Raw genomic sequence first — 19,688 nt, 5'->3', positions numbered from 1 at the left:
TCGGCCGATTCGCCGGGAAGCGGACGGGGTGCGTCTTCGGCCACCGGCCTCACCGGTGGCGGGCGCTCGCGGCACGCCTCGGCCCGGAACGGCCGTGGTCATGCCGCGTCCCTGACCCCGACGAAGGGATCACCACGTGAGTCGGCCATGGAGCCGGTTCACCGCCCGCGCCACAGCCGTCGCGCTGCTGAGCATGGGCGTGGCCGGCGGTTTCTACCTCAGCGAGGACCGCCAGTCTCAGCGCCAGGGCCCAGGCGCGCAGGTGGCCGGGAGCGTCACCGAGATCGACGTCGAGTACCGGCAGGAGCCGCAGCAGGTCTCCCGTCAGGTGCGCGCCGCTCGGGAGCAGGCCACCGAGACCAGGAAGCGGGCCCGTGCCGCCGCCGAGAAGGCCCGCAAGGCCGAAGAGGCGGCGCGCAAGAAGGCCGAGGAGGAGCGGAAGGCCCGAGAAGAGGCCGCGGCGCGTGCCGCCGCCCGGCCGTACGACGGCCCGATCCCCGCCTCCTGCGCGGAGTACGGCGGCAACCGCAAGATCGGTTGCGCCATGATGATCGACGCAGGCTTCAAGATCGACCAGTTCCCCTGCCTCGACAAGCTGTGGAACAAGGAGAGCGGCTGGAACCACAAGGCCCGCAACCCCTCCTCCGGCGCCTACGGCATCCCGCAGGCGTACCCGGGCAACAAGATGGCCTCGGTTGGCGCCGACTGGCAGACCAACCCGGCCACCCAGATCACCTGGGGGCTCGGCTACATCAAGGGCCGGTACAGCAACCCCTGCGGCGCGTGGGCGAAGTCGCAGAGTTCGGGCTACTACTGAGTCCCACCTGAGCACGTCGACGGCGGCGGTACGCGGCACTCGCGTACCGCCGCCGTCGTCTCGGTGGTCGGCGAAAAGTGGCGGCTGTCCGCGATTGCTGATAGCTGTTGACAGGTGACCCTGCAGCCCGGAAGCGGCGACCCCCACCGGTTCGGCACCGAGGCCTTCTACGCCTCCATCGGCCGAGCCTTCGTCGCCATGTGCGCGGTGGTGCCGGTCCTCTTCCTGATCGAGGGCCTCGACCAGTGGCTGGGCGCCGGCTTCGACGCCGCCGCCGGCATCATCCCGCAGCGCATCGACGGGCTGGACGGCGTCTTCTTCTCACCGTTCCTGCACCACGGCTTCGACCACCTCTACAGCAACAGCATCCCGCTGATCCTGCTCGGCACCTTCGTGCTGGCCGCGGGTGCCCGGCGGTTCCTCTGGTCGACCCTGGTGATCGTGCTGGTCAGCGGATTGGGTGTGTGGTTCACCGGCTCGCCCAACACGATCGTGGTCGGCGCCAGCGGCGTCATCTTCGGCTACCTCGGCATCCTGCTGACCCGGGGCATCTTCGAGCGGAGCTGGTGGAACTTCGCCGTCTTCCTGCTGGTCGGTCTGCTCTACGGCGGCCAGTTGGTCGGCGTCCTGCCCACCGACGAGCGGATCTCCTGGCAGGGGCACCTGTTCGGGCTGCTCGGCGGCATCGTGGCCGCGATCATCTTCCGGCGCCGCCGGACCGACCTCGACGGGCCGTACCGCTCCGAGTCCCCGATGACGATGCCCTGACCTCGGTGTCCCCGCGCCGCCGGGCTCGGGCGGTGGCGCCGATCCGCCCACCGAGCGCGGCGATCACCACCGCGACCAGGGTGAGCGCCGCGCCGAGCACCGTGCTCGCGGTCGGGCGGGTGTCGGCGGACGGCAGCAGCACGTCCAGCAGCACCGCGCCGACGATCTGGCCGGCGACGGTGGCCAGGCCGAGCAGCAGCACGCCGGTGAAGCGGACCACCGCCGCAGCCACCGCGATGAAGGTCACCCCGATCGGCCCGCCCAGATAGAGCCACGGCTCGGCGGGCAGGCCACCGGCGGGTACGCCGCGCACGACGAGGCTGACCGCGAAGACGGCCGACAGGGCCGCCGTGCCGACGACGAAGTTGACCAGCGTGGCGGTGACCGTGCTCCCGGTCGCCTCGCGGACCCGTCCGTTCACCGCCTGCTGCCAGGCCACCCCGAAGCCGGCCAGCAGCGGCAGCAGGGCCAGACCGAGAGCGGCCGGCTCGGCCAGCCGGTCCCCGACGGCCAGCAGCACCGCCGCCACGGTGAGTACCGCACCGGCGAGCCGGGGGAGCGTCACCGGCTGCCGCCCGCTCGGACCGACCCCGGCCCGGTCCACGGCCAGGCTGCTGCCGGACTGGCCGGCCACCACCGCCACGGTGAACACGGCGACGCCGAGCGCCCCGACCGTGGCACCCTGGGTGAAGACGAGGAAGGCCCCGCAGACGCCGCCGAGGCACTGCCAGACCCGCAGCCTGCCGGTGCCGAGAGCGGCGCGCAGCGCGGACAGGCCCCGGCGTCCGTTCGCGGTGGCGAACCCGAGGACCACCAGCACCACCAGCCCCAGGCCGAACGAGACCAGCGCGGCGGCGATCCCGTCGTCGAGGCGTACGCCCAGCTCGCCGTTGATCCGCGACTGGACGGCGACGGCGACCCCGGCGACGGCACCCAGCGCCACCGCGCCGGCCCGCCGACCGGCCGACACCGTCGGCCCGGTCGCCGTCGCGCCCTGACTCAATCCTGCTCGTCCAGCGGGCGACCGTCGAAGTCCACCGCCGAGTAGAGCGCCAGCTTCTCCAACTTGTGGAACGAGTCGATCACCCGGATCGTGCCGCTCTTGGACCGCATCACGATCGACTGCGTGTACGCCCCACCCGAGCGGTAGCGCACACCGCGCAGCAGGTCACCGGAGGTGACACCGGTCGCCACGAAGAAGCAGTTGTCCCCGGTGACCAGGTCGTCGGTGGTGAGCACCCGGTCCAGGTCGTGCCCGGCGGCGAGCGCCTTCTCCCGCTCGGCGTCGTCGCGCGGCCAGAGCTTGGCCTGCATCATCCCGCCCATGCACTTGAGCGCGCAGGCGGCGGTGATCCCCTCCGGGGTGCCGCCGATGCCCATCAGCACGTCGACGTCGGACTCGCCCCGGGCGGCGGCGATGGCACCGGCGATGTCGCCGTCGGAGATGAACCGGATACCCGCCCCGATCCGCCGGATCTCCTCCACCAGCCCGTCGTGCCGGGACCGGTCGAGCACACAGACCGTCACCTCGTCCACCCCGGTGCCCTTGACCTTGGCGATGCGGCGCAGGTTGTCGGCGACCCCCGCGTTGATGTCCACCACGTCCGCGTACGCCGGGCCGACCGCGAGCTTCTCCATGTAGAACACGGCGCTCGGGTCGAACATCGCGCCCCGTTCGGCGACCGCCAGCACCGCGAGCGCGTTCGGCATGCCCTTGCTCATCAGCGTGGTGCCGTCGATCGGGTCGACCGCGACGTCCACCTCCGGACCGGTGCCGTCACCGACCTCCTCGCCGTTGAAGAGCATCGGGGCGTTGTCCTTCTCGCCCTCGCCGATCACCACGACACCCTTCATCGGGATCGAGTTGATCAGCTTGCGCATGGCGTCGACGGCGGCGCCGTCACCGCCCTCCTTGTCGCCCCGGCCGACCCAGCGGCCGGCGGCCATCGCCGCGGCCTCGGTCACCCGGACCAGGTCGAGGGCGATGTTGCGGTCGAGGTTCTGTGGGGTACGCGTCCTGGTGGTCGTCATGAACGGCTCCTCCTCGCGGCGGTGCGGGGTTGACCGGGCCGGTGCTACCGGCTTCGTTCCTGATCCTCACACGATGGCGGACGCGCGACCGGGGCGGGGCGGTGATGGGCCGGATACCGCCGGTCGGGCGGCTGCGAGAATGGCCGGGTGGAACCCGCACAGCCTGCCGACCGCGTACCCGCAGACCAGCCGTCGACGGCCGAGCAGCCGACCGTCGACCGGGCCGCCGGACCGGACGTACCCGAGGAGCGGCCGGAACCGGCGCGGACCGCCGGGGAACCACCGGCGGCGCAGGCCGCACCCGGCCGATCCGAGCGCCGGCCCCGGGACATGGCCATCTCACTGCTGGTGCTGCTGATCCCGATCGCCCTGCTGATCGCCTTCTCCCGGGGTTTCCTCGGTGGGGACGCGCCGAGCACGGTGAACCCGACCCCCGCCTTCGAGCAGGCGCGCTCGGCCGGCGCCTTCCCGGTCTCCGAGCCGACCGGGCTCTCCGACGGCTGGAAGACCGTGCGCGCGGCGTACCGGACCACGGAGGAGGGCGCGACCCTGCGGGTGGGCTATCTCACTCCCGAGGGGCGGGGTCTGCAACTCGTGCAGAGCAACGTGCCGCCGGAGCGGCTGCTGCCCACCGAGCTGACCGAGGAGGGACGGCCGCAGGGACAGGCCGATCTCGGCTCCGGCACCTGGCAGCGGTACACCGGGCGGGGCAACGAGCAGGCATTGGTGCTGCTGGAACCGGATCGGACCGTGGTCGTGGTCGGTGACGCCCGGGACAACGAACTGCGCGAGATGGCCACCGCCGTCGATTGAGTGGGCTTCGTGGTGATTGCGGGCGGCCTCGGCAGGGAACAGGAAAGGGGAGCCACCGGCGCGGGAAGCGTCGGGTGACCCGCTGGGAGACACCGATGACCATTCGCAGACTGAGCGCCGGTCTCATGGCCGCCGCCCTGCTCACGCCTGGAGTCGCCGCCTGCACGACCTCCGGCGACACCGCACCCGCCACCGGCGCCGCCACACCGTCCGCCACCGGCTCCGGCGCACCCGCCGCCGACTCCGAGGCCAAGCAGGCGCTGCTGGACTCGACCAAGGAGATCAGCAACGGCAACTTCCGGTTCACCATGTCCGGCGTCGGCTCGGTCGCCGAGGGCCAGGTGCACCAGCCGAGCCAGAGCGCCGAGATCCGGGTACGCCTCGGCGAGCCGACCGACGACCTGGCGATCAGCCTCGACCTGATCCACGCCAAGCCGGACAGCTGGGTCAAGGTGGACCTGAAGGGAAGCGCGGCGACCAGTGTGCCCGGCCTCGACCGGCTGAACCTCGGCAAGTTCCAGCACCTCGACCAGAACCGGATCCAGGGTGACCGCAACCTCGGCTTCGACTTCGACAAGGTCGACCCGGCCGGGAGCGCCGCGCTCACCCAGGCGGTCACCGAGGTGCAGCGCACCGGCGACGGCAACTTCTCCGGCACCATCGACGTCTCCAAGGCCGCCGAGGCCGGCTCGCTGGACCAGGGCGTGATCACCGCGCTCGGCCCCGAGGCCAACGCGGTGCCCTTCACCGCCACCACCGACGCGCAGGGCCGACTCACCGAACTGGTGCTGCGGATGCCGCCGACGGGGGCGGCCGCCGGCCAGGAGATCAAGATGACGTACAGCGACTACGGCAACGCGACCGCCGCGCAGAAGCCCCCGGCCGACCAGGTCGTCGAGGCGCCGCCGGAGTTGTACAACCTGTTCAGGTAAGCGACCCCTTTCGGGCCAGCGACGAGACGCGGCGGGAGCCTTTCGGCTCCCGCCGCGTCGTGTCCGGGGCGCAGCCGGGCGATGATCGTCCGGGCGTCGCCGTGTGGGGCTGCCCTGGTCGTCCGGGCGTTGCCGGGGCGGGCCCCGATCGTCCGGGCCCCGATCGTCCGGGCGTCGCCGTCGTACGCCGGCGTCAGCTCGTCGACTCCTGGCGGGCGGCGTCGATCCGGGCCCGTGCGCCGTCGAGTCGGCGCTGGCAGATCACCGCCAACGCCTCGCCGCGCTCCCACAGGGCCAGCGACTCCTCCAACGACGTCCCGCCGGCCTCCAGCCGCTCCACCACCGACGCCAGTTCGGCGCGAGCCTGTTCGTAGCTGAGCCGCTCGTCCGACCCGTCGGTCTTCTCGTCAGTCATCGCTTCCTTCTCCAGCAGAGGGGCCGACAGGTCAGGGGTTCACGGTGGCCGACAGTTCGCCGTCGGCGACGCGTACCCGCAGCGGGTCACCGGGCGCCACCTCTGCGGCGGCGCGCACCACGTGGCCGTCGGCGCGCTGCACGATGGCGTACCCCCGGTCGAGGGTGGCGGCCGGTGAGAGCGCGCGCAGCCGGGCCAGGGTGTGCCGCAGGTCGTCGTCGGCGGCGGCGATGCGGTGGTCCAGGCAGCGCGTGGCCCGTTGCCGCAGGGCGGCCAGGTCGCCGGCCCGCTGCTCCACCATCACCTGCGGGCGGGCCAGCGCCGGCCGGGAGCGCAGGGCCTCGATCCGGTGCGACTCGCGGTCGACCAGGTGGTGCACCGCGCGCCGTAGCCGGTGCCGGGCCTGGCCGATCAGGCGTACCTCCTCGGCCAGGTCGGGCACCACCCGCTTGGCCGCGTCGGTGGGGGTCGACGCGCGGACGTCGGCCACGTAGTCGACCAGCGGCGCGTCCGTCTCGTGGCCGATCGCGCTGACCACCGGCGTACGGCAGGCGAACACCGCCCGGCACAGGGCCTCGTCGGAGAAGGGCAGCAGGTCCTCGATGCCGCCACCGCCCCGGGCCAGGATGATCACGTCGATGCTCGGGTCGCCGTCCAGCGCCTTGAGCGCGTCGACGATCTGCGGCACGGCGCCGGCACCCTGGACGGCCACGTTCACCGTCCGGAACTCCACCGCCGGCCAGCGGCGACGGGCGTTGGTCAGCACGTCCCGCTCGGCGGCGCTGGCCCGGCCGGTGATCAGCCCGATCCGCTGCGGCAGGAACGGCGGGCGGCGCTTGCGGGCCCGGTCGAACAACCCCTCGGCGGCGAGCAGCTTCTTGAGCTTCTCCAGCCGCGCCAGCAGCTCACCGAGACCGACCTGCCGGATCTCGTCGGCCCGCAGGCTGAGCGTGCCCCGGGCGGCGTAGAACTCCGGCTTGGCGTGCAGCACGACGCGGGCGCCCTCGCGCAACTCCGGCGCGCCGGTGTCGAGCACGTCCCGGTTGGTGGTGACGGTCAGACTCAGGTCGGCCGACGGGTCACGCAGCGTGAGGAACACGGTGCTGGCACCGGGTCGCCGGCTGATCTGCGCCACCTGCCCGTCCACCCAGACCCAGCCCAGGCGCGCCACCCAGGCGCCGATCTTCTGGCTGACCACCCGCACCGGCCACGGCTCCTCCGCCGTGCTGGCCCCTGCGCCGGCAGCCGTTCCGCTTCCGGTCGCCGTCCCCCCACCCGTACTCACCCGACCACCCTAAGCCCACCCACCGACCGCTTCGCTGATCATGGCCGGGGCGGCGGCCGACGAGGTCGGCGGCGGGGCGCGCGCGGTGCCGGGTGCGCGGGCGGCACGTACGATGGGGGCGTGACTGAGGGCGAGAGGACTTCCGGGACCGGTAAGCGCGTGCTGCTCGCGAAGCCCCGTGGATACTGCGCGGGCGTCGACCGGGCGGTGCAGACCGTCGAGGAGGCGCTCAAGCTCTACGGTGCCCCCATCTACGTCCGCAAGGAGATCGTGCACAACAAGCACGTGGTGCGGACGCTGGAGGCGCAGGGCGCGATCTTCGTCGAGGAGAACGAGGAGGTTCCCGAGGGAGCCACCGTCATCTTCTCGGCACACGGCGTGGCCCCCGAGGTCTACGAGCAGGCGAAGGAGCGGTCGCTCAAGGCGATCGACGCGACCTGCCCGCTGGTGACCAAGGTGCACCAGGAGGCGAAGCGGTTCGCCGCCGAGGACTACGACATCCTGCTCATCGGTCACGAGGGCCACGAGGAGGTCATCGGCACCTCCGGCGAGGCCCCCGAGCACATCCAGTTGGTGGACGGCCCCGAGGACGCCGACCGGGTCACCGTGCGCGACCCGAGCAAGGTCGTCTGGCTGTCGCAGACCACGCTCTCGGTCGACGAGACCCTGGAGACCGTGGCCCGGCTCAAGAAGCGGCTACCGCTGCTCCAGTCCCCGCCCAGCGACGACATCTGCTACGCCACCAGCAACCGGCAGCACGTGGTCAAGGAGATCGCGGCCGAGTGCGACGTGGTGATCGTGGTCGGGTCCCGCAACTCCTCCAACTCCGTACGGCTGGTCGAGGTGGCCCTGGACGCCGGTGCCCGCGCCGGACACCTGGTCGACTTCGCCCACGAGATCGACGACGCCTGGCTGACCGACGCCCGGACGGTGGGCCTCACCTCCGGCGCGAGCGTCCCGGAGGAACTCGTGCAGCAGGTGCTCGCGCACCTCGCCGAGCGCGGCTTCGCCGACGTCGAGGAGGTGGTGACCGCCAACGAGCGCCTCACCTTCTCGCTGCCGCAGGAGCTCAAGCGCGACATGAAGGCCGCTGCGGCGGCCCAGAGCTGATCCGTCGGCACGCGCCGATGGAACGGCTGACCTTCCGGACACGTCAGACCGGCATGAGGACCCTTCGGATCGCCGTCACCGCGCTGATCGTCTGCACGGCGCTCGTCGCCTGCGGTGGTCAGGACGCCGGGAACGGCCCCACCGCCCCGACCCCGACGGGAGCGTCACCCGTGACCGAGTTGCCGACCCCGGATCCGACCGGCCCCGTGCCCCCGCCCTCCGACCCGGTGGACCCGACGGCTCCGGCCAGTCCGCCGCCGGCCGGCAAGACCCGGGGCGTGCCGACCCCGCCCCCGACCACGGGTGAGATGACGCTCACCGGCCGGGTCGAGGCCGGCGTCGAGCCCGGCTGCCTGCTGCTCGACGGCTACCTGCTGCTGGGCGGGCCACGTGACGTGCTCACCTCCGGTGCTGCGGTGACGGTGACCGGCCGACCTAATCCGGGTCTGATGACGACGTGCCAGCAGGGCACCCCCTTCCAGGTCGCCACCGCCAAACGCGCCTGACCCCACCCCACCCACCCTCACCGACCCCACGGCACCCGTCGCCACCCGGCAACGGGTGCCGTGTGGCGCGCGTCGATCTTGGACTTGTGGCGGCGGCAAAAGGTGCACATCGCCCCTAAGTGCTCGCCATGGCTCCATGATCGGCGAACGATTCTCGTTCGTCGTCCCGGGAGTGAGCGGCGGGGCGGTGACCGGGTGAGGGGCCACGGCGAAGATCGATTGCTGGCAGGATGCGCCGGTGCGTTTCCGATCGATACTCCTCGCCACAGCGGCTGTTCTCGTCGTACTCCACGTCCTCGGCCTGCTCACCGGAGTGCCGATCTTCCGGTACGCCGAACTGATGGCGCTGTCGGTGTTGGCGGCGTACGCGCTGCTGGCAGGGGTGCCGATCGCTCGCTGGGCCGTACCGCTGGCGCTCGTCGCGCCGATCGTCGACGCGTACCGCACGATGCCTGCCGTGTACGTCGGCGGGGCATGGCAGGTGCTCCGGCCGGGCCCATCGGGTTTCAACATCGGGTTCGATACCACCTTTCGTGCGACCTGGGCGGCGCTTGTCGTCGTCCTGGTGCTGACGGTGGTCGCACTGCGTCGGCGGGAACGCCCGAGAAGGCGGGTGATGGTCGGCGCTGCGCTGGCCGCCGTGGTGATGACCGGGTTTGCGGTCGTCCTCGTGGTGCAGGTTCATCTCGCCAGGCGGGACGCCGAGTCGCTCCGGCCCCGGGAGAGCCGGTCCGCCGTCCCGGAACTGCTCGCCGTCGCGTCGCCTCCGCTCGTGCTCGCGCTGGGTGCGATCGCACTGGCCGCGTTGCTGGTCGGGCGCGGGTATCGACTCGCCGCCGTCGGTGCCGCTCTGCTGGCACCGGCCGCCCTGCTGCACCTGGACGCGGCCCTGGGCATGGTGCCGTTGCCCTATCCGGGGAGCCGGGGGAGCGTCTTCACCGAGATCGGCACCACCACCTCCCTGCCGGCGCCCGTGCCGGCGCTGACAGCCGCCGTGGAGCTGACCGCATACCTCCTGCTCGTGGTCGGCCTGACCAGCGACCGCGTGCGGTCCTCCGAGCGGCACGGCCCGGCCGACCCGTCTCCCGCCGGGTGACACGACGGTGGACGTCGGGCCGATCATGGAGCTGTGGCACTGATGAAAGGCGCGTATCACTCCTAAACCCTCGCCAGAACTCCATGATCGGCGAGGTCCTCGTCGTGACGGAGCCCTCGCCGCCTCGGCGGTCGGTCGGGTAAGGCGGAAGCCCGCCTCCGGATGGACCGGAGACGGGCTTCCTGGTGGTGCGATGGTGGTGGTGTCAGTTCACCGCGCCGACGGAGACCGCACCGCGGCCGACGATCGCGCCTTCGGTGGTCACCACGGTCAGCTCACCGTAGAGCGCCCGACCCGCGGACGGGGCGGACTGGGCGGTCACCGAACCCGAGAGGCTGCCGGTGGCACCGTTGGCCAGGGTGAGCGTGCCACCCGAGGCCGTCAGGGTGCCGAGCGACGGGGACGAGAACGAGTCCCGGTAGTCGTACTCGGTGCTGCCACCGGCGCCGTCCACCGCGTACGCGTCCACGACGACCCGGTAGGTGCCCGCGACCGGGTTGGTCAGGGTCACCGCCTCCTCCGAGTCACCGTCGGCCTGCTGTCCGACCAGGGTGGTGCCCCGGTAGACGAACAGGTCCAGGTCGGCACTGGCGTTCGACGGGTTGCCGATGCGGGCGGTGAAGCTGGTGACGCCCGCCGGCACCTCGACGGTGAACTCCTGCTTGGCCAGCTCGGCGATGGTCGGCCGCTCGGTGTGCACGCTGGACAGCGGGCCACCCTGGCCGGTCACCGAGACCGGGCCGAAGGTGTTCTTCAGCGACCAGGTCACCGGGGTCGGGACACCGGCGGTGACCGCCGGCAGCTCGACCACGGCCGGCTCGACCGCGACGCCCTGCACCCGTGCCTGGAGCTGGTACGGGTTGTTCAGCGCCGGCGAGGTCCGCCGCGACTCCACCTCGATCTCCCAGACACCCGGCAGCGGGTTCTGGTAGTCACGCTCGAACGCGTTGCAGACGACCGTGCTGGCGAAGTTGGTGTAGCAGGCCAGGCTGGAGGTGCTCTCCACCGGGACGCCGTACGGGTTGAAGGCGATGAAGCGGGTCTGCGACCCGGTGGCGATGCCGGAGAGGTTCACCTGCAACGCCCCGGCACCCGGCGGCACCGTCACGAAGTACGACGTGGTGCTGTTGCGCTCCACGGTGCCCCGCGCCGAGTAGGCGAAGGCGGGCTTGCTGACGTCGTTCGAGGCCACCACGACGGCGGAGAACTCGAAGTCGATCGTGTTGGTGCGCGGGTCGTCGACCGTGACGATCGTGCCGTGCGCCCCGGCGGTCTTCGGCTTCGCGGTGACCGTGATGGTGACGGTCTTGTTCAGCGGCAGCGTGACGTTCTTCGGCGCCGAGAAGGTGCCGTTGTTGCCGCGCAGGCCGATGTTGTGCTTCACGTTGCCGGTCGGGCCGCTGGTCCGGGTCAGCTTGACCTGGTACGACTTCGACTGGTTGACCTTGTGCCCGCCGTTGGCGGCGTCACACCGGTTGTAGACGCCGGTGCCGCTGTTCGGCGTGGCGAGCTGGCCGGCGAGCACCGTGCAGACCGGAGCCTCGGCGGTGTAGTCGTTCGGCTCGCTGCTCTTGCGCAGCAGCTTCCAGGCGCCCGGCACGTCGAACATGCCGTAGCCCTGACCGAAGGTGGCGGTGTTCGCGATCGGCTTGGCCGAGCTGTAGATCGCCCGGCGCAGCGCGGCCGGGGTCACGCCCTGGTCGGTGGCCTTGGCAGCCGAGAGCAGCAGCGCGGCACCACCGGCGGCCTGCGGGGACGCCATCGACGTACCGTTCGACATGCCGTAACCCGACGGGAGCGGGTAGCCGGCCTCGGCGACCGGGTTGCCGGCCTGCCAGACCGGGGTGGTGGAGATGGCCGAGCCCGGAGCGGCGATGTTCGGCTTGGCGCCACCGTCCTCACGCGGGCCGCGCGAGGAGAAGTTGAACAGCGCGTTCTTCTGCTTGACCACCGAGCCGTAGTTGGCCAGCCAGGTGTCCTTGCTGATGCTGGCCGCGACGCTGACCACGTTGGTGGAGGCGGACGGGTCACCGATGGTGTTCACACCCGGGCCGGAGTTGCCGGCCGAGATGAACATCTGCACACCGTAGGTGGTGATCAGGTTGTTGTAGAGGACGGCGCGGGCGTTGTTGCCGTCGTTGAGCGCCGGCAGGCCGCCGATCGACATGTTGATGACGTCGACGCCCCGGTTGATCACCAGGTCGGCCATACCGGTGGTGAGCGCCGCATACGTGCAGCCGCCGCCCCAGGAGCAGGCACGCGAGGAGACGATCTTGGCACCGGGGGCGGCGCCGTTGAACGCCTTGTTGCCCAGCATGCCGTACGCGGCGGTGATGCCGGCGACGTGCGTGCCGTGCGAGCCCTCGATGATGCCGATGTTGACGTAGTCGACCAGGCCGGGGCCGCCGAGCGGGGTGGTGTCGACGTTCTTGCGGTACTCGACCACGAACGACATCCGCTCGGTGATCGGAGTCGCCGGGTTGTCGGTGCCGAAGTGGTTGACGTCGAACTTCTCCTTGTACGGCCGCATCAGGGCCTCGTCGGTGAAGTCGCCGTCCTGGTCGGTATCCACCCAGATGTTGTTGGTCACCGGGTCGAAGAGGATGCCGAACTGGTCGGTGGTGTCGCCGTCGCGGTTGACGTCACCGCCCGGCTCGCTGTTCGCGGTGATGTTCTCGCTGAACAGGTTGAACCGGTAGGTCCCTGCCGGCGCGGTCCAGGTGCGACCGGCGACGGTGAACGTCGGCCCGGTGACCTGCGTGATCATCGGCCGCCAGGTGGGGTCCTCGAACGGGTCGGTGGCGGTGACCCAGTCGACGATCTTGCGCTCGCCGGTGGTGGTCTTCTGCAGCGCCGGGTGGTCCAGGTCCACACCGGAGTCCATCACGCCGATGGTGACGCCGCGCCCGTCCCACTTGGGGTTCTGCTTGACGAACTTGGCCGCACCGATCTCGCCGGTCGGCATGTAGGGGTTGTCGGCGGGCGTCTTGGCGCCGGGGCCGCTGAGCGTGGTGCCCTGCTTCTCGGCCTTCTTGGCGCCCGGGACGACCTCTGGCTTCGGGTCGGGGAGCTGGATCTTCTCGTCCAGGTCGACCGCGGCGACGCCGGGCAGCGTGGCGGCCGTGACCGCCTTGCCGGTCGGCACCTTCGCCAGCACGTAGCCGATGGTGTCGTAGCGCTCGGTGACCGCAGCGCCGAGGTCCTTGAGGTCGTCCGCGACGTCCTTCGCCTTGCCCTTCTCGGTGGCGACGATCATCGTGACGGTGGGGGCCTTCTTGGCCTCTGCCTCGGAGAGCAGCTTGGCGTCGTGCTCGCCGAGCGCCTCGGCGGGGGTGGCCTGCGCGGCGTCGGGACCGGCAGGGGCGGCGCTCGCGGTGGCGGTACCGCCCACCACGGTCACGGCGCCCGCCGCCATGACCGAGGCGAAGAGCGCGGCGGAGGTACGCCGGCTCAGGATTCGGGGTTTACTCACGTTCTCTTTCCTCCAGAGAACAGGGCGCCCTCAGATGCAGGGCACGCGTGAGGCGAATCCTTCGTGGTGCCGACCATCGATGTCACTACCGGCAGGTACGTTGTGACCATCTCGTGATGCGCGAGACGCGCAATGTCACATCGAAGGTGGTAAGGGTCTGATTAGTCCGGCCGAATTCGACTATCCGTTGCGGAAACGCCATCGACCAGTTCCGGCGCCTGCGGTTGACGGGGCGCGATCTCGACCTGGTTCGGTACCGCCAGCTCGTGGTCGGAAACGCCCAGTTCGGCCAGCTTGCGCGCGCTGACCAGCACCCGCGCCTCAAGCGAACCCACCGCCCGGTTGTACGCGGTCACCGCGCCGCCCAGCGACGCGCCGAGCTTGCCGACGTGGTCGCCGAGCGTGGACAACCGTCCGTACAGCTCCCGGGCCAGCGTGTGGACCGCCAGGGCGTTGCGGGCGAGCTGCTCCTGCCGCCACGACCAGGCCACCGTACGCAGCAGCGCGACCAGGGTGGCCGGCGTGGCCAGCACGACGTTGCGGGTGAACGCGTGCTCCAGCAGCGTCGGATCGCGCTGCAACGCCACGTCCAGGAACGGGTCGGCCGGTACGAAGAGGACCACGAACTCCGGGGTGGACTCGAAGGCCGCCCAGTACGACTTGGCGGCCAACGCGTCCACGTGCCCCCGCAGGTGCTTGGCGTGCAGGTCGAGGTGGGTGTCCCGCCCCCGCTCGTCGCGCGCCTCCATCGCGGTCAGGTACGCGTCGAACGGCGCCTTCGCGTCCACCACCACGCTCCGGCCCCCGTGCAGCCGGACCACCAGGTCGGGGCGGACCGTCTGCTGGTCGGTGGCGGCGGTGACCTGCTCGGAGAAGTCGCAGTGTTCCAGCATCCCGGCGGCCTCCACGATCCGCCGCAACTGGTGCTCGCCCCACCGGCCGCGTACCTGGGGCGCGCGCAGTGCCGCCACCAACTGCTTGGTCTCGGTACGCAGCTCACCCGAGACCGTGCTCATCGAGCGCACCTGTTCGCGCAGCTCCGCGTACGCGTCGACGCGGTCCCGCTCCAACTCGGCCACCCGCTGCTCGTAGCGGCGCAACGTGTCGTGCAGCGGCGCCACCGCCCGGGCCACCGCCTCCTGGGACTGGGCCGTCGCCTCGTAGCTCAACGCCCGCATCGACTGCTCCAACCGGCCCTCGCCCTCACGGGTGGCGCGCAGGGTGGCGTCCAGCCGGGCGATCTCGGTCGCCGAGCGGGCCCGCGCGGCGAACCAGCCCACCGCACCCCCGGCACCGAGACACACGACGACGACCGCCAGAGTCGAGAGCTCCATCCTGACGAGCTTGCCAAAGATGAGCGCTTCGCGCCTCGACCGTTGCCGCGTGCCGCGTCCGACCTCGTCAGGAGGTGGGTCGCTGGCAGATGGTGGGTACGTTTGAGTGGTGGAACTTCTGCTGGTCGTACTCCTTTTCGCGGGTCTCGTCGGCGCGTTCGTCTGGTGGCGGCGGGAACGCGCCGCGCGCGACGCCCGGAGCCTCGCCGATGTCCAAGCCGACGCCCGACGCTGGTACGAACGCCTCGGTGGGCAGGTGATGACGCTCAGCGGCGACGATCCGGCGGTCCGTCAGGCGCTGGCCGACGCGGCCGAGCGGTACCACGCGGCCGGTTCGCAGTTGGAGCAGGCCCGGAGCATCACGCAGTACCGGCTGGCCCGGGAGACCGCGGTGGAGGGGCTGACCTATATCCGGGCGGCCCGGACGGCGCTCGGCATCGACCCCGGGCCACCCCTGCCGGCGCTGGCCGCCGCGAGTGGCGCCGGTGAGCTGACCGTGCCGCGCCAGGTGCAGGTGCAGGGCCAGACGTTCAAGGCCGGTCCGCAGCCGGGCCGGGACACGCCGTACTACTACCCGGGCGGGCGGATGCAGGGGCGGCCGGTGCCGGCCGGCTGGTACTCCACCCCCTGGTGGAAGACGGCGCTGGGTGCCGGGGTCGGCGTGCTCGGCGGCATGCTGATCGCCGACGCGCTCTTCTCGCCCTCGTTCGGCGACCCCGGCTACGACGCCGGTGCGGCAGCGGGCCTGGACGACCAGGGCGGCGACTTCGGCGGCGACGGCGGCGACCTCGGCGGCGGTGACTATGGCGGTGGCGACTTCGGCGGTGGCGACTTCGGCGGTGGTGATTTCGGTGGCGGTGATTTCGGCGGCGGCGACTTCTGACGTCGCGTTCTGACGTCGCGGCAGTGCCCGCAGATGTGTCGCGGCAGCGGCCGCAGATGTTAGGAAGGGTCCCCTCCTATACGCCAGGCGTTAGGAGGGGACCCTTCCTTGCATCTCGGCCCTGCCTCTCGGCGGTCAGCCGGTGTTGCGCATGCCGGCGGCGATGCCGTTGACGGTGGTGAGCAGCGCGCGCTCCAGAGCCGTACCGTCGCTCGGGGCCCGTCGGCCGCCCGGTGCGGTGGCCACCGCCCGACCGGCGGCACCGGAGTCGCGGTACTGCCGCAGCAGCGCCACCTGGAGGTGGTGCAACGGTTCCAGGTAGGTGTCGCGGACCGCCAGGGTGCGTTGCAGCACGGGGGAGTTCTCCAGCAGGTCCGGCGAGTCGGTGACCGCCAGCACCTCCCGCCGGGTCAACTCGTACTCCTCCTCGATCGTGGCGAAGATCGGGTGCAGCTTCTTCGGCACGAGGGTCTCCACGTACCGACGGGCGATGCCGAGGTCGGTCTTGGTCAGCATCATCTCCACGTTCGACAGGAACGTGCGGAAGAAGTGCCAGTTGCGGTTCATCTCGGACAGCACGTCGGCCAGCCCGGCCTCGCGGGCGGCGGCCAGGCCGGAGCCCACCCCGAACCAGCCGGGCACGATCTGCCGCGTCTGGGTCCAGCCGAACACCCACGGGATGGCCCGCAGCCCGCTGAGGCCGGCGCCGGTGTTCGGGCGCTTCGCCGGTCGGGAGCCGATGTTCAACGCGCCGAGCAGCTCGGTCGGGGTGGACGCCCAGAAGTACTCCGGCAGGTCCGGGTTCTCCACCAGTGACCGGTACGACCGGAACGCCGACTCGGACACCACGTCCATCGCCGCGTCCCAGCGCTCCAGCATCTCGGCCGGCTGCCGGGGCGCGGTGTGCAGCAGGGTCGCCTGGAGCACCGCGGCCACGGTCAGCTCCAGGTTCTCCCGGGCCAGCGCGGGCAGCGTGTACTTGTCGGAGATGACCTCACCCTGCTCGGTCACCTTGATCGCGCCGTCGAGCGTGCCGTACGGCTGCGCAAGGATCGCGTCGTGCGTCGGCCCGCCACCGCGCCCCACCGTGCCACCCCGGCCGTGGAACAGCCGCAGGTGCACCCCGTGCCGGGCGGCCACGTCCCGCAGCGCCCGCTGCGCCCGGTGGATGGACCACTGGCTGGTGGTGATGCCGGCCTCCTTGTTGGAGTCGGAGTAGCCCAGCATCACCTCCTGCACGTCGCCCCGAGCGGCCACCAGCGCCCGGTACGCGGGCAGCGACAGCAGCTCGTCGAGGAGTTCGCCGCCGGAGTTCAGCTCGGCCGGGGTCTCCAGCAGCGGCACGAACCCGATCCGCGCCCGTCCGCTGTGCACGTCCACCAGACCGGCCTCGCGGGCGAGGACCACCGCGGCGAGTACGTCGTCCACGCCGAGCGTCATCGAGATGATGTACGACTCGATCACCTCGGTGCCGAACCGGTCCTGCGCCTCGCGGATGGCGCCGAACACGTCGAACGTCTTGCGCGCCGAATCGGTCAACGGGGTGTCGGCGGCGGAGAGCGGCCGACGACCGGTCAACTCGTCGGCGAGCAGCTTGGTGCGCTCCAGCCGGGTCAGCGCCGGGTAGTCCTCGACCTCGCCGACCGCCCGGTAGAGCTGGATCAGCACCTCGTGGTGCTTCTCGGCGTGCTCCCGGATGTCCATGGTCGCCAGGTGCAGGCCGAACGCGGAGACGGTACGGATGGTCGAGGCGAGCCGGCCCACGGCGGTGAGCTGCCCGGAGTTACGGGCCAGCGAGGCGCGCAGCAGCTCCAGGTCGGCGATCAGCTCGGCGGAACCCCGGTAGTCGCGACCCGGCACGTGCGGCGTGCCCTGGCGCAACCGGGCCCGCGTGTTGGCCAGCTTGGCGCGGACGCAGCGGGCCTTGAGACGGTACGGCTCCTCGGCGTTGACCCGACGGAACCGGGGTGCCACCTCGGGCAGCGCGTCCAGGTCGGCGGCGAGGCTGGCGGAGAGGTCCAGCGACACGTTGCGCAGCCGACGGGAGACGGAGACCTCGTTGATCAGCTCCTCCATCGCCGCCTCGGTGGCGGTCAGGCCGTGCTCGTGCTGGATGGCCAGCACCTCACGGGTCACCGTCGGGGTGACGAAGGGGTTGCCGTCGCGGTCGCCGCCGATCCAGGTGCCGAAGGTCAGCGGGCGGGCGGTCGGCGAGGTCTCCACGCCGAGGGTGCGCAGTGTCTCGGCGAGGTCGTCGAGCACCTGTGGGGCCGCCTCGGCGTACAGGTCGCGCAGGTAGTAGATGGCGTTGCGGGCCTCGTCGGTCGGGTCCGGCCGGTCCAGCCGCAGCTCGTCGGTCTGCCACATCAGGTCCAGCAGCTCGGCCAGCCGACGGTTGGCGGGGCCCTCGTCACTGGCCCCGTAGAGGATCGCGTTGGCGGTCTCGGTGTCCAACTCGTCGGCGATGGCGCGCAGCTTGGACAGGATCGAGCGGCGGGCCGCCTCGGTCGGGTGAGCGGTGAAGACCGGGCGTACCGCCAGGCGGCGGGCCACCGAGGCGATCTCCTCGGCGGGTACCCCGCGCTCGGCGATCATCTTGGCCGCCTGGTCCAGCCAGCCGCCCTGCACGGCGCGGCGACGCCGCAGGTCCCGGGCCCGGTGCACCTGCTCGGTGATGTTGGCCAGGTGGAAGTAGGTGGAGAAGGCGCGCGCCAGTTTCGTGCCGGTGGTCACGTCGAGCCCGCCCAGCCGCCGGGCGGCGGCGGGGGCGTCGGTACGTACCTGGGCGCGGATCTCCTCGACGAGGTCGAGCAGGGGGCGGCCCTCCTGGCGGGCCAGGGTCTGCCCGAGCAGGGTGCCCAGCCGGCGGATGTCGGCGCGCAGGGCGGCGTCGGGGCCGTCGTGATCGTGCTGGTCGGTCACCGTGCGCTCCTTACGTGAGTACGAAGGACAGCGCTGTCCGACTTCCCCGATCGTATCCGCGCGCACCCGGTTGTAAGGAGGGGCCCCTTGTTATCGCCTTTTGTATAGGAGGGGTCCCCTCCTTTCATCCGGGGGGAGGAGTGAGGGGCGTCCGCGCTGGTGGCGGCCCATGCAGCGGGCAGATCCGCGGCTGGGCGTGCCCACCGGCGGTGATCAAGGCCACGCCGGACGCGGGGCGGTACCGTCGGCCCATGCCGTCGTTGCGCTACCCACCGAAGCCCCGACCGGGGGACCGGGTCGCGGTCGTCTCGCCCTCCGCCGGGCTGCCGGGCCTCTTCCCGCAGGTGTACGAGTTGGGCCTGCGCCGACTGCGCGAGGAGTACGGCCTGGAGCCGGTGGAGTACCCGACCACCCGCGTGATGGGTGCCGACCCGCGCGACCGGGCCCGCGACCTGACCGACGCCTTCGCCGACCCGACGATCACCGCCGTGCTGGCCACCATCGGCGGCGACGACCAGATCACCGTCACCCCGCACCTCGACGACGACGTGCTGCGCGCCAACCCGAAGCCCTACTTCGGCTACTCGGACAACACCAACCTCCTCAACCACCTGCACCGGTTGGGGATCGTGAGCTATCACGGCGGGTCGGTGCTGGTGCACCTCGGTCGGCCCGGCGCGCTGCACCCGATGACCGCCGACTCGCTGCGCGCGGCGTTGTTCGACTCCGACTGGTACGACCTGGCCCCGGCGCCGGAGTGGGGCGACGAGCCGGCCGACTGGAACGACCCGGACTGCCTGGCGGCGGCGCCGGTGATGTTCGCCGGTGCGGGCTGGCGCTGGCAGGGGCCGGCGACGGTGGTGACCGGCCGCACCTGGGGCGGCAACCTGGAGGTGCTGCAGTGGCTGCTCGCCGCCGACCGGGTCGCCCCGGTGGAGTCGCTGCGCGGGTCGGTCCTCCTGATCGAGACCTCGGAGGAGTTGCCGCCCGCCGTCGAGGTCTATCGCATGCTGCGCGGCCTCGGCGAGCGCGGCCTGCTCGCCGGCTTTCCCGCCGCGCTGGTCGGCCGCGCCAAGGCGTGGAACTTCGACCGCCGGCTCACCCCCGACGAGAAGGCCGGCTACGCCCGGGAGCAGCGGGCCGCGGTGACCCGGGCGTTTGCCGAGTACGCCCCCGACGCGGTGCTGGTCTTCGACGTCGATCTCGGCCACACCGACCCGCAGTTGATCGTCCCGTACGGCGGGGAGGTGCGGGTCGACGCGGTCGACCGCCGCATCTCGGTGCGCTACTGACGGTCCCTGCCC

At 71.7% G+C, this 19,688-nt stretch carries 16 protein-coding genes; 9 read left to right on the top strand and 7 right to left on the bottom strand.

Features of this window, described 5'->3' with window-relative positions; translation table 11 throughout:
* Positions 1-136: 136 nt before the first annotated feature.
* Both ABT008_RS11490 and ABT008_RS11485 read left to right on the top strand, forming a co-directional pair.
* Complete coding sequence (locus tag ABT008_RS11490; RefSeq protein ID WP_350695729.1) at positions 137-817, top strand: aggregation-promoting factor C-terminal-like domain-containing protein; 681 nt, start codon at positions 137-139, stop codon at positions 815-817.
* Between the two features lie 114 nt (positions 818-931).
* Entirely contained in the window at positions 932-1,585 is a 654-nt protein-coding gene (locus ABT008_RS11485) for a rhomboid family intramembrane serine protease (protein ID WP_350695727.1), read from the top strand.
* Here the strand turns inward: ABT008_RS11485 and ABT008_RS11480 are convergent.
* A complete protein-coding gene (locus tag ABT008_RS11480) occupies positions 1,515-2,555 on the bottom strand; it encodes a DMT family transporter (RefSeq protein WP_350696170.1) in 1,041 nt (346 codons plus the stop codon). The genes ABT008_RS11485 and ABT008_RS11480 overlap by 71 nt on opposite strands.
* A 29-nt stretch (positions 2,556-2,584) precedes the next feature.
* On the bottom strand, positions 2,585-3,616 hold the full coding sequence (glpX, locus tag ABT008_RS11475; RefSeq protein WP_350695725.1) for a class II fructose-bisphosphatase: 1,032 nt from the start codon (positions 3,614-3,616) through the stop codon (positions 2,585-2,587).
* 147 nt (positions 3,617-3,763) lie between these two features.
* Here glpX and ABT008_RS11470 point away from each other — a divergent pair, with 147 nt between their 5' ends.
* Both ABT008_RS11470 and ABT008_RS11465 read left to right on the top strand, forming a co-directional pair.
* On the top strand, positions 3,764-4,429 hold the full coding sequence (locus ABT008_RS11470) for a DUF4245 domain-containing protein (protein WP_350695724.1): 666 nt from the start codon (positions 3,764-3,766) through the stop codon (positions 4,427-4,429).
* A 95-nt stretch (positions 4,430-4,524) separates the two neighbouring features.
* A complete protein-coding gene (locus tag ABT008_RS11465) occupies positions 4,525-5,361 on the top strand; it encodes a hypothetical protein (protein ID WP_350695723.1) in 837 nt (278 codons plus the stop codon).
* A 193-nt stretch (positions 5,362-5,554) separates the two neighbouring features.
* Here ABT008_RS11465 and ABT008_RS11460 read toward each other — a convergent pair whose 3' ends face one another.
* A complete protein-coding gene (locus tag ABT008_RS11460) occupies positions 5,555-5,776 on the bottom strand; it encodes an exodeoxyribonuclease VII small subunit (protein WP_350695721.1) in 222 nt (73 codons plus the stop codon).
* Positions 5,777-5,807: 31 nt separating this feature from the next.
* A complete protein-coding gene (xseA, locus tag ABT008_RS11455; RefSeq protein ID WP_350695720.1) occupies positions 5,808-7,061 on the bottom strand; it encodes an exodeoxyribonuclease VII large subunit in 1,254 nt (417 codons plus the stop codon).
* Between the two features lie 120 nt (positions 7,062-7,181).
* Here xseA and ABT008_RS11450 point away from each other — a divergent pair, with 120 nt between their 5' ends.
* From ABT008_RS11450 to ABT008_RS11440, 3 genes are all read left to right on the top strand, one after another.
* Positions 7,182-8,171 (top strand): 4-hydroxy-3-methylbut-2-enyl diphosphate reductase, encoded by a 990-nt coding sequence (locus tag ABT008_RS11450; protein ID WP_350695719.1) that lies wholly within the window; start codon positions 7,182-7,184, stop codon positions 8,169-8,171.
* A 53-nt stretch (positions 8,172-8,224) separates the two neighbouring features.
* Complete coding sequence (locus ABT008_RS11445) at positions 8,225-8,677, top strand: hypothetical protein (protein WP_350695717.1); 453 nt, start codon at positions 8,225-8,227, stop codon at positions 8,675-8,677.
* A 238-nt stretch (positions 8,678-8,915) separates the two neighbouring features.
* The gene (locus ABT008_RS11440) at positions 8,916-9,773 is read left to right on the top strand and encodes a hypothetical protein (protein WP_350695715.1); all 858 of its coding nucleotides are present in this window, start codon (positions 8,916-8,918) and stop codon (positions 9,771-9,773) included.
* 205 nt (positions 9,774-9,978) lie between these two features.
* Here the strand turns inward: ABT008_RS11440 and ABT008_RS11435 are convergent, their stop codons facing one another.
* Both ABT008_RS11435 and ABT008_RS11430 read right to left on the bottom strand, forming a co-directional pair.
* Positions 9,979-13,245 carry a S8 family serine peptidase gene (locus ABT008_RS11435; protein WP_350695714.1) on the bottom strand — a complete coding sequence of 1,089 codons (3,267 nt, stop codon included), beginning with the start codon at positions 13,243-13,245 and terminating at the stop codon, positions 9,979-9,981.
* Between the two features lie 161 nt (positions 13,246-13,406).
* Positions 13,407-14,579: a DNA recombination protein RmuC gene (locus tag ABT008_RS11430; RefSeq protein ID WP_350695713.1), complete on the bottom strand. Its 1,173-nt coding sequence runs from the start codon at positions 14,577-14,579 to the stop codon at positions 13,407-13,409.
* Positions 14,580-14,688: 109 nt separating this feature from the next.
* Here ABT008_RS11430 and ABT008_RS11425 point away from each other — a divergent pair, with 109 nt between their 5' ends.
* On the top strand, positions 14,689-15,462 hold the full coding sequence (locus ABT008_RS11425; protein ID WP_350695712.1) for a hypothetical protein: 774 nt from the start codon (positions 14,689-14,691) through the stop codon (positions 15,460-15,462).
* Between the two features lie 135 nt (positions 15,463-15,597).
* On the opposite strand, the gene ppc is transcribed toward ABT008_RS11425, so the two are convergent.
* Positions 15,598-18,384: a phosphoenolpyruvate carboxylase gene (ppc, locus tag ABT008_RS11420; RefSeq protein WP_350695711.1), complete on the bottom strand. Its 2,787-nt coding sequence runs from the start codon at positions 18,382-18,384 to the stop codon at positions 15,598-15,600.
* A gap of 251 nt (positions 18,385-18,635) precedes the next feature.
* On the opposite strand from ppc, the gene ABT008_RS11415 reads away from it, so the two are divergent.
* Complete coding sequence (locus ABT008_RS11415; RefSeq protein WP_350695710.1) at positions 18,636-19,676, top strand: S66 family peptidase; 1,041 nt, start codon at positions 18,636-18,638, stop codon at positions 19,674-19,676.
* Positions 19,677-19,688: the final 12 nt, after the last annotated feature.

Origin of the sequence: Micromonospora sp. NPDC002389, assembly GCF_040296095.1 — a bacterium.
Classification (GTDB): domain Bacteria; phylum Actinomycetota; class Actinomycetes; order Mycobacteriales; family Micromonosporaceae; genus Micromonospora.
This window is presented reverse-complemented; position numbering and strand designations above follow the sequence as displayed.

What these genes read in the sequence shown, in the direction of transcription:
- glpX (WP_350695725.1), bottom strand. Translation starts at nt 3,616, where the DNA reads ATGACGACCACCAGGACGCGTACCCCACAGAACCTCGACCGCAACATC.
- ABT008_RS11465 (WP_350695723.1), top strand. Translation starts at nt 4,525, where the DNA reads ATGACCATTCGCAGACTGAGCGCCGGTCTCATGGCCGCCGCCCTGCTC.
- ABT008_RS11460 (WP_350695721.1), bottom strand. Translation starts at nt 5,776, where the DNA reads ATGACTGACGAGAAGACCGACGGGTCGGACGAGCGGCTCAGCTACGAA.
- ABT008_RS11445 (WP_350695717.1), top strand. Translation starts at nt 8,225, where the DNA reads ATGAGGACCCTTCGGATCGCCGTCACCGCGCTGATCGTCTGCACGGCG.
- ABT008_RS11430 (WP_350695713.1), bottom strand. Translation starts at nt 14,579, where the DNA reads ATGGAGCTCTCGACTCTGGCGGTCGTCGTCGTGTGTCTCGGTGCCGGG.
- ABT008_RS11415 (WP_350695710.1), top strand. Translation starts at nt 18,636, where the DNA reads ATGCCGTCGTTGCGCTACCCACCGAAGCCCCGACCGGGGGACCGGGTC.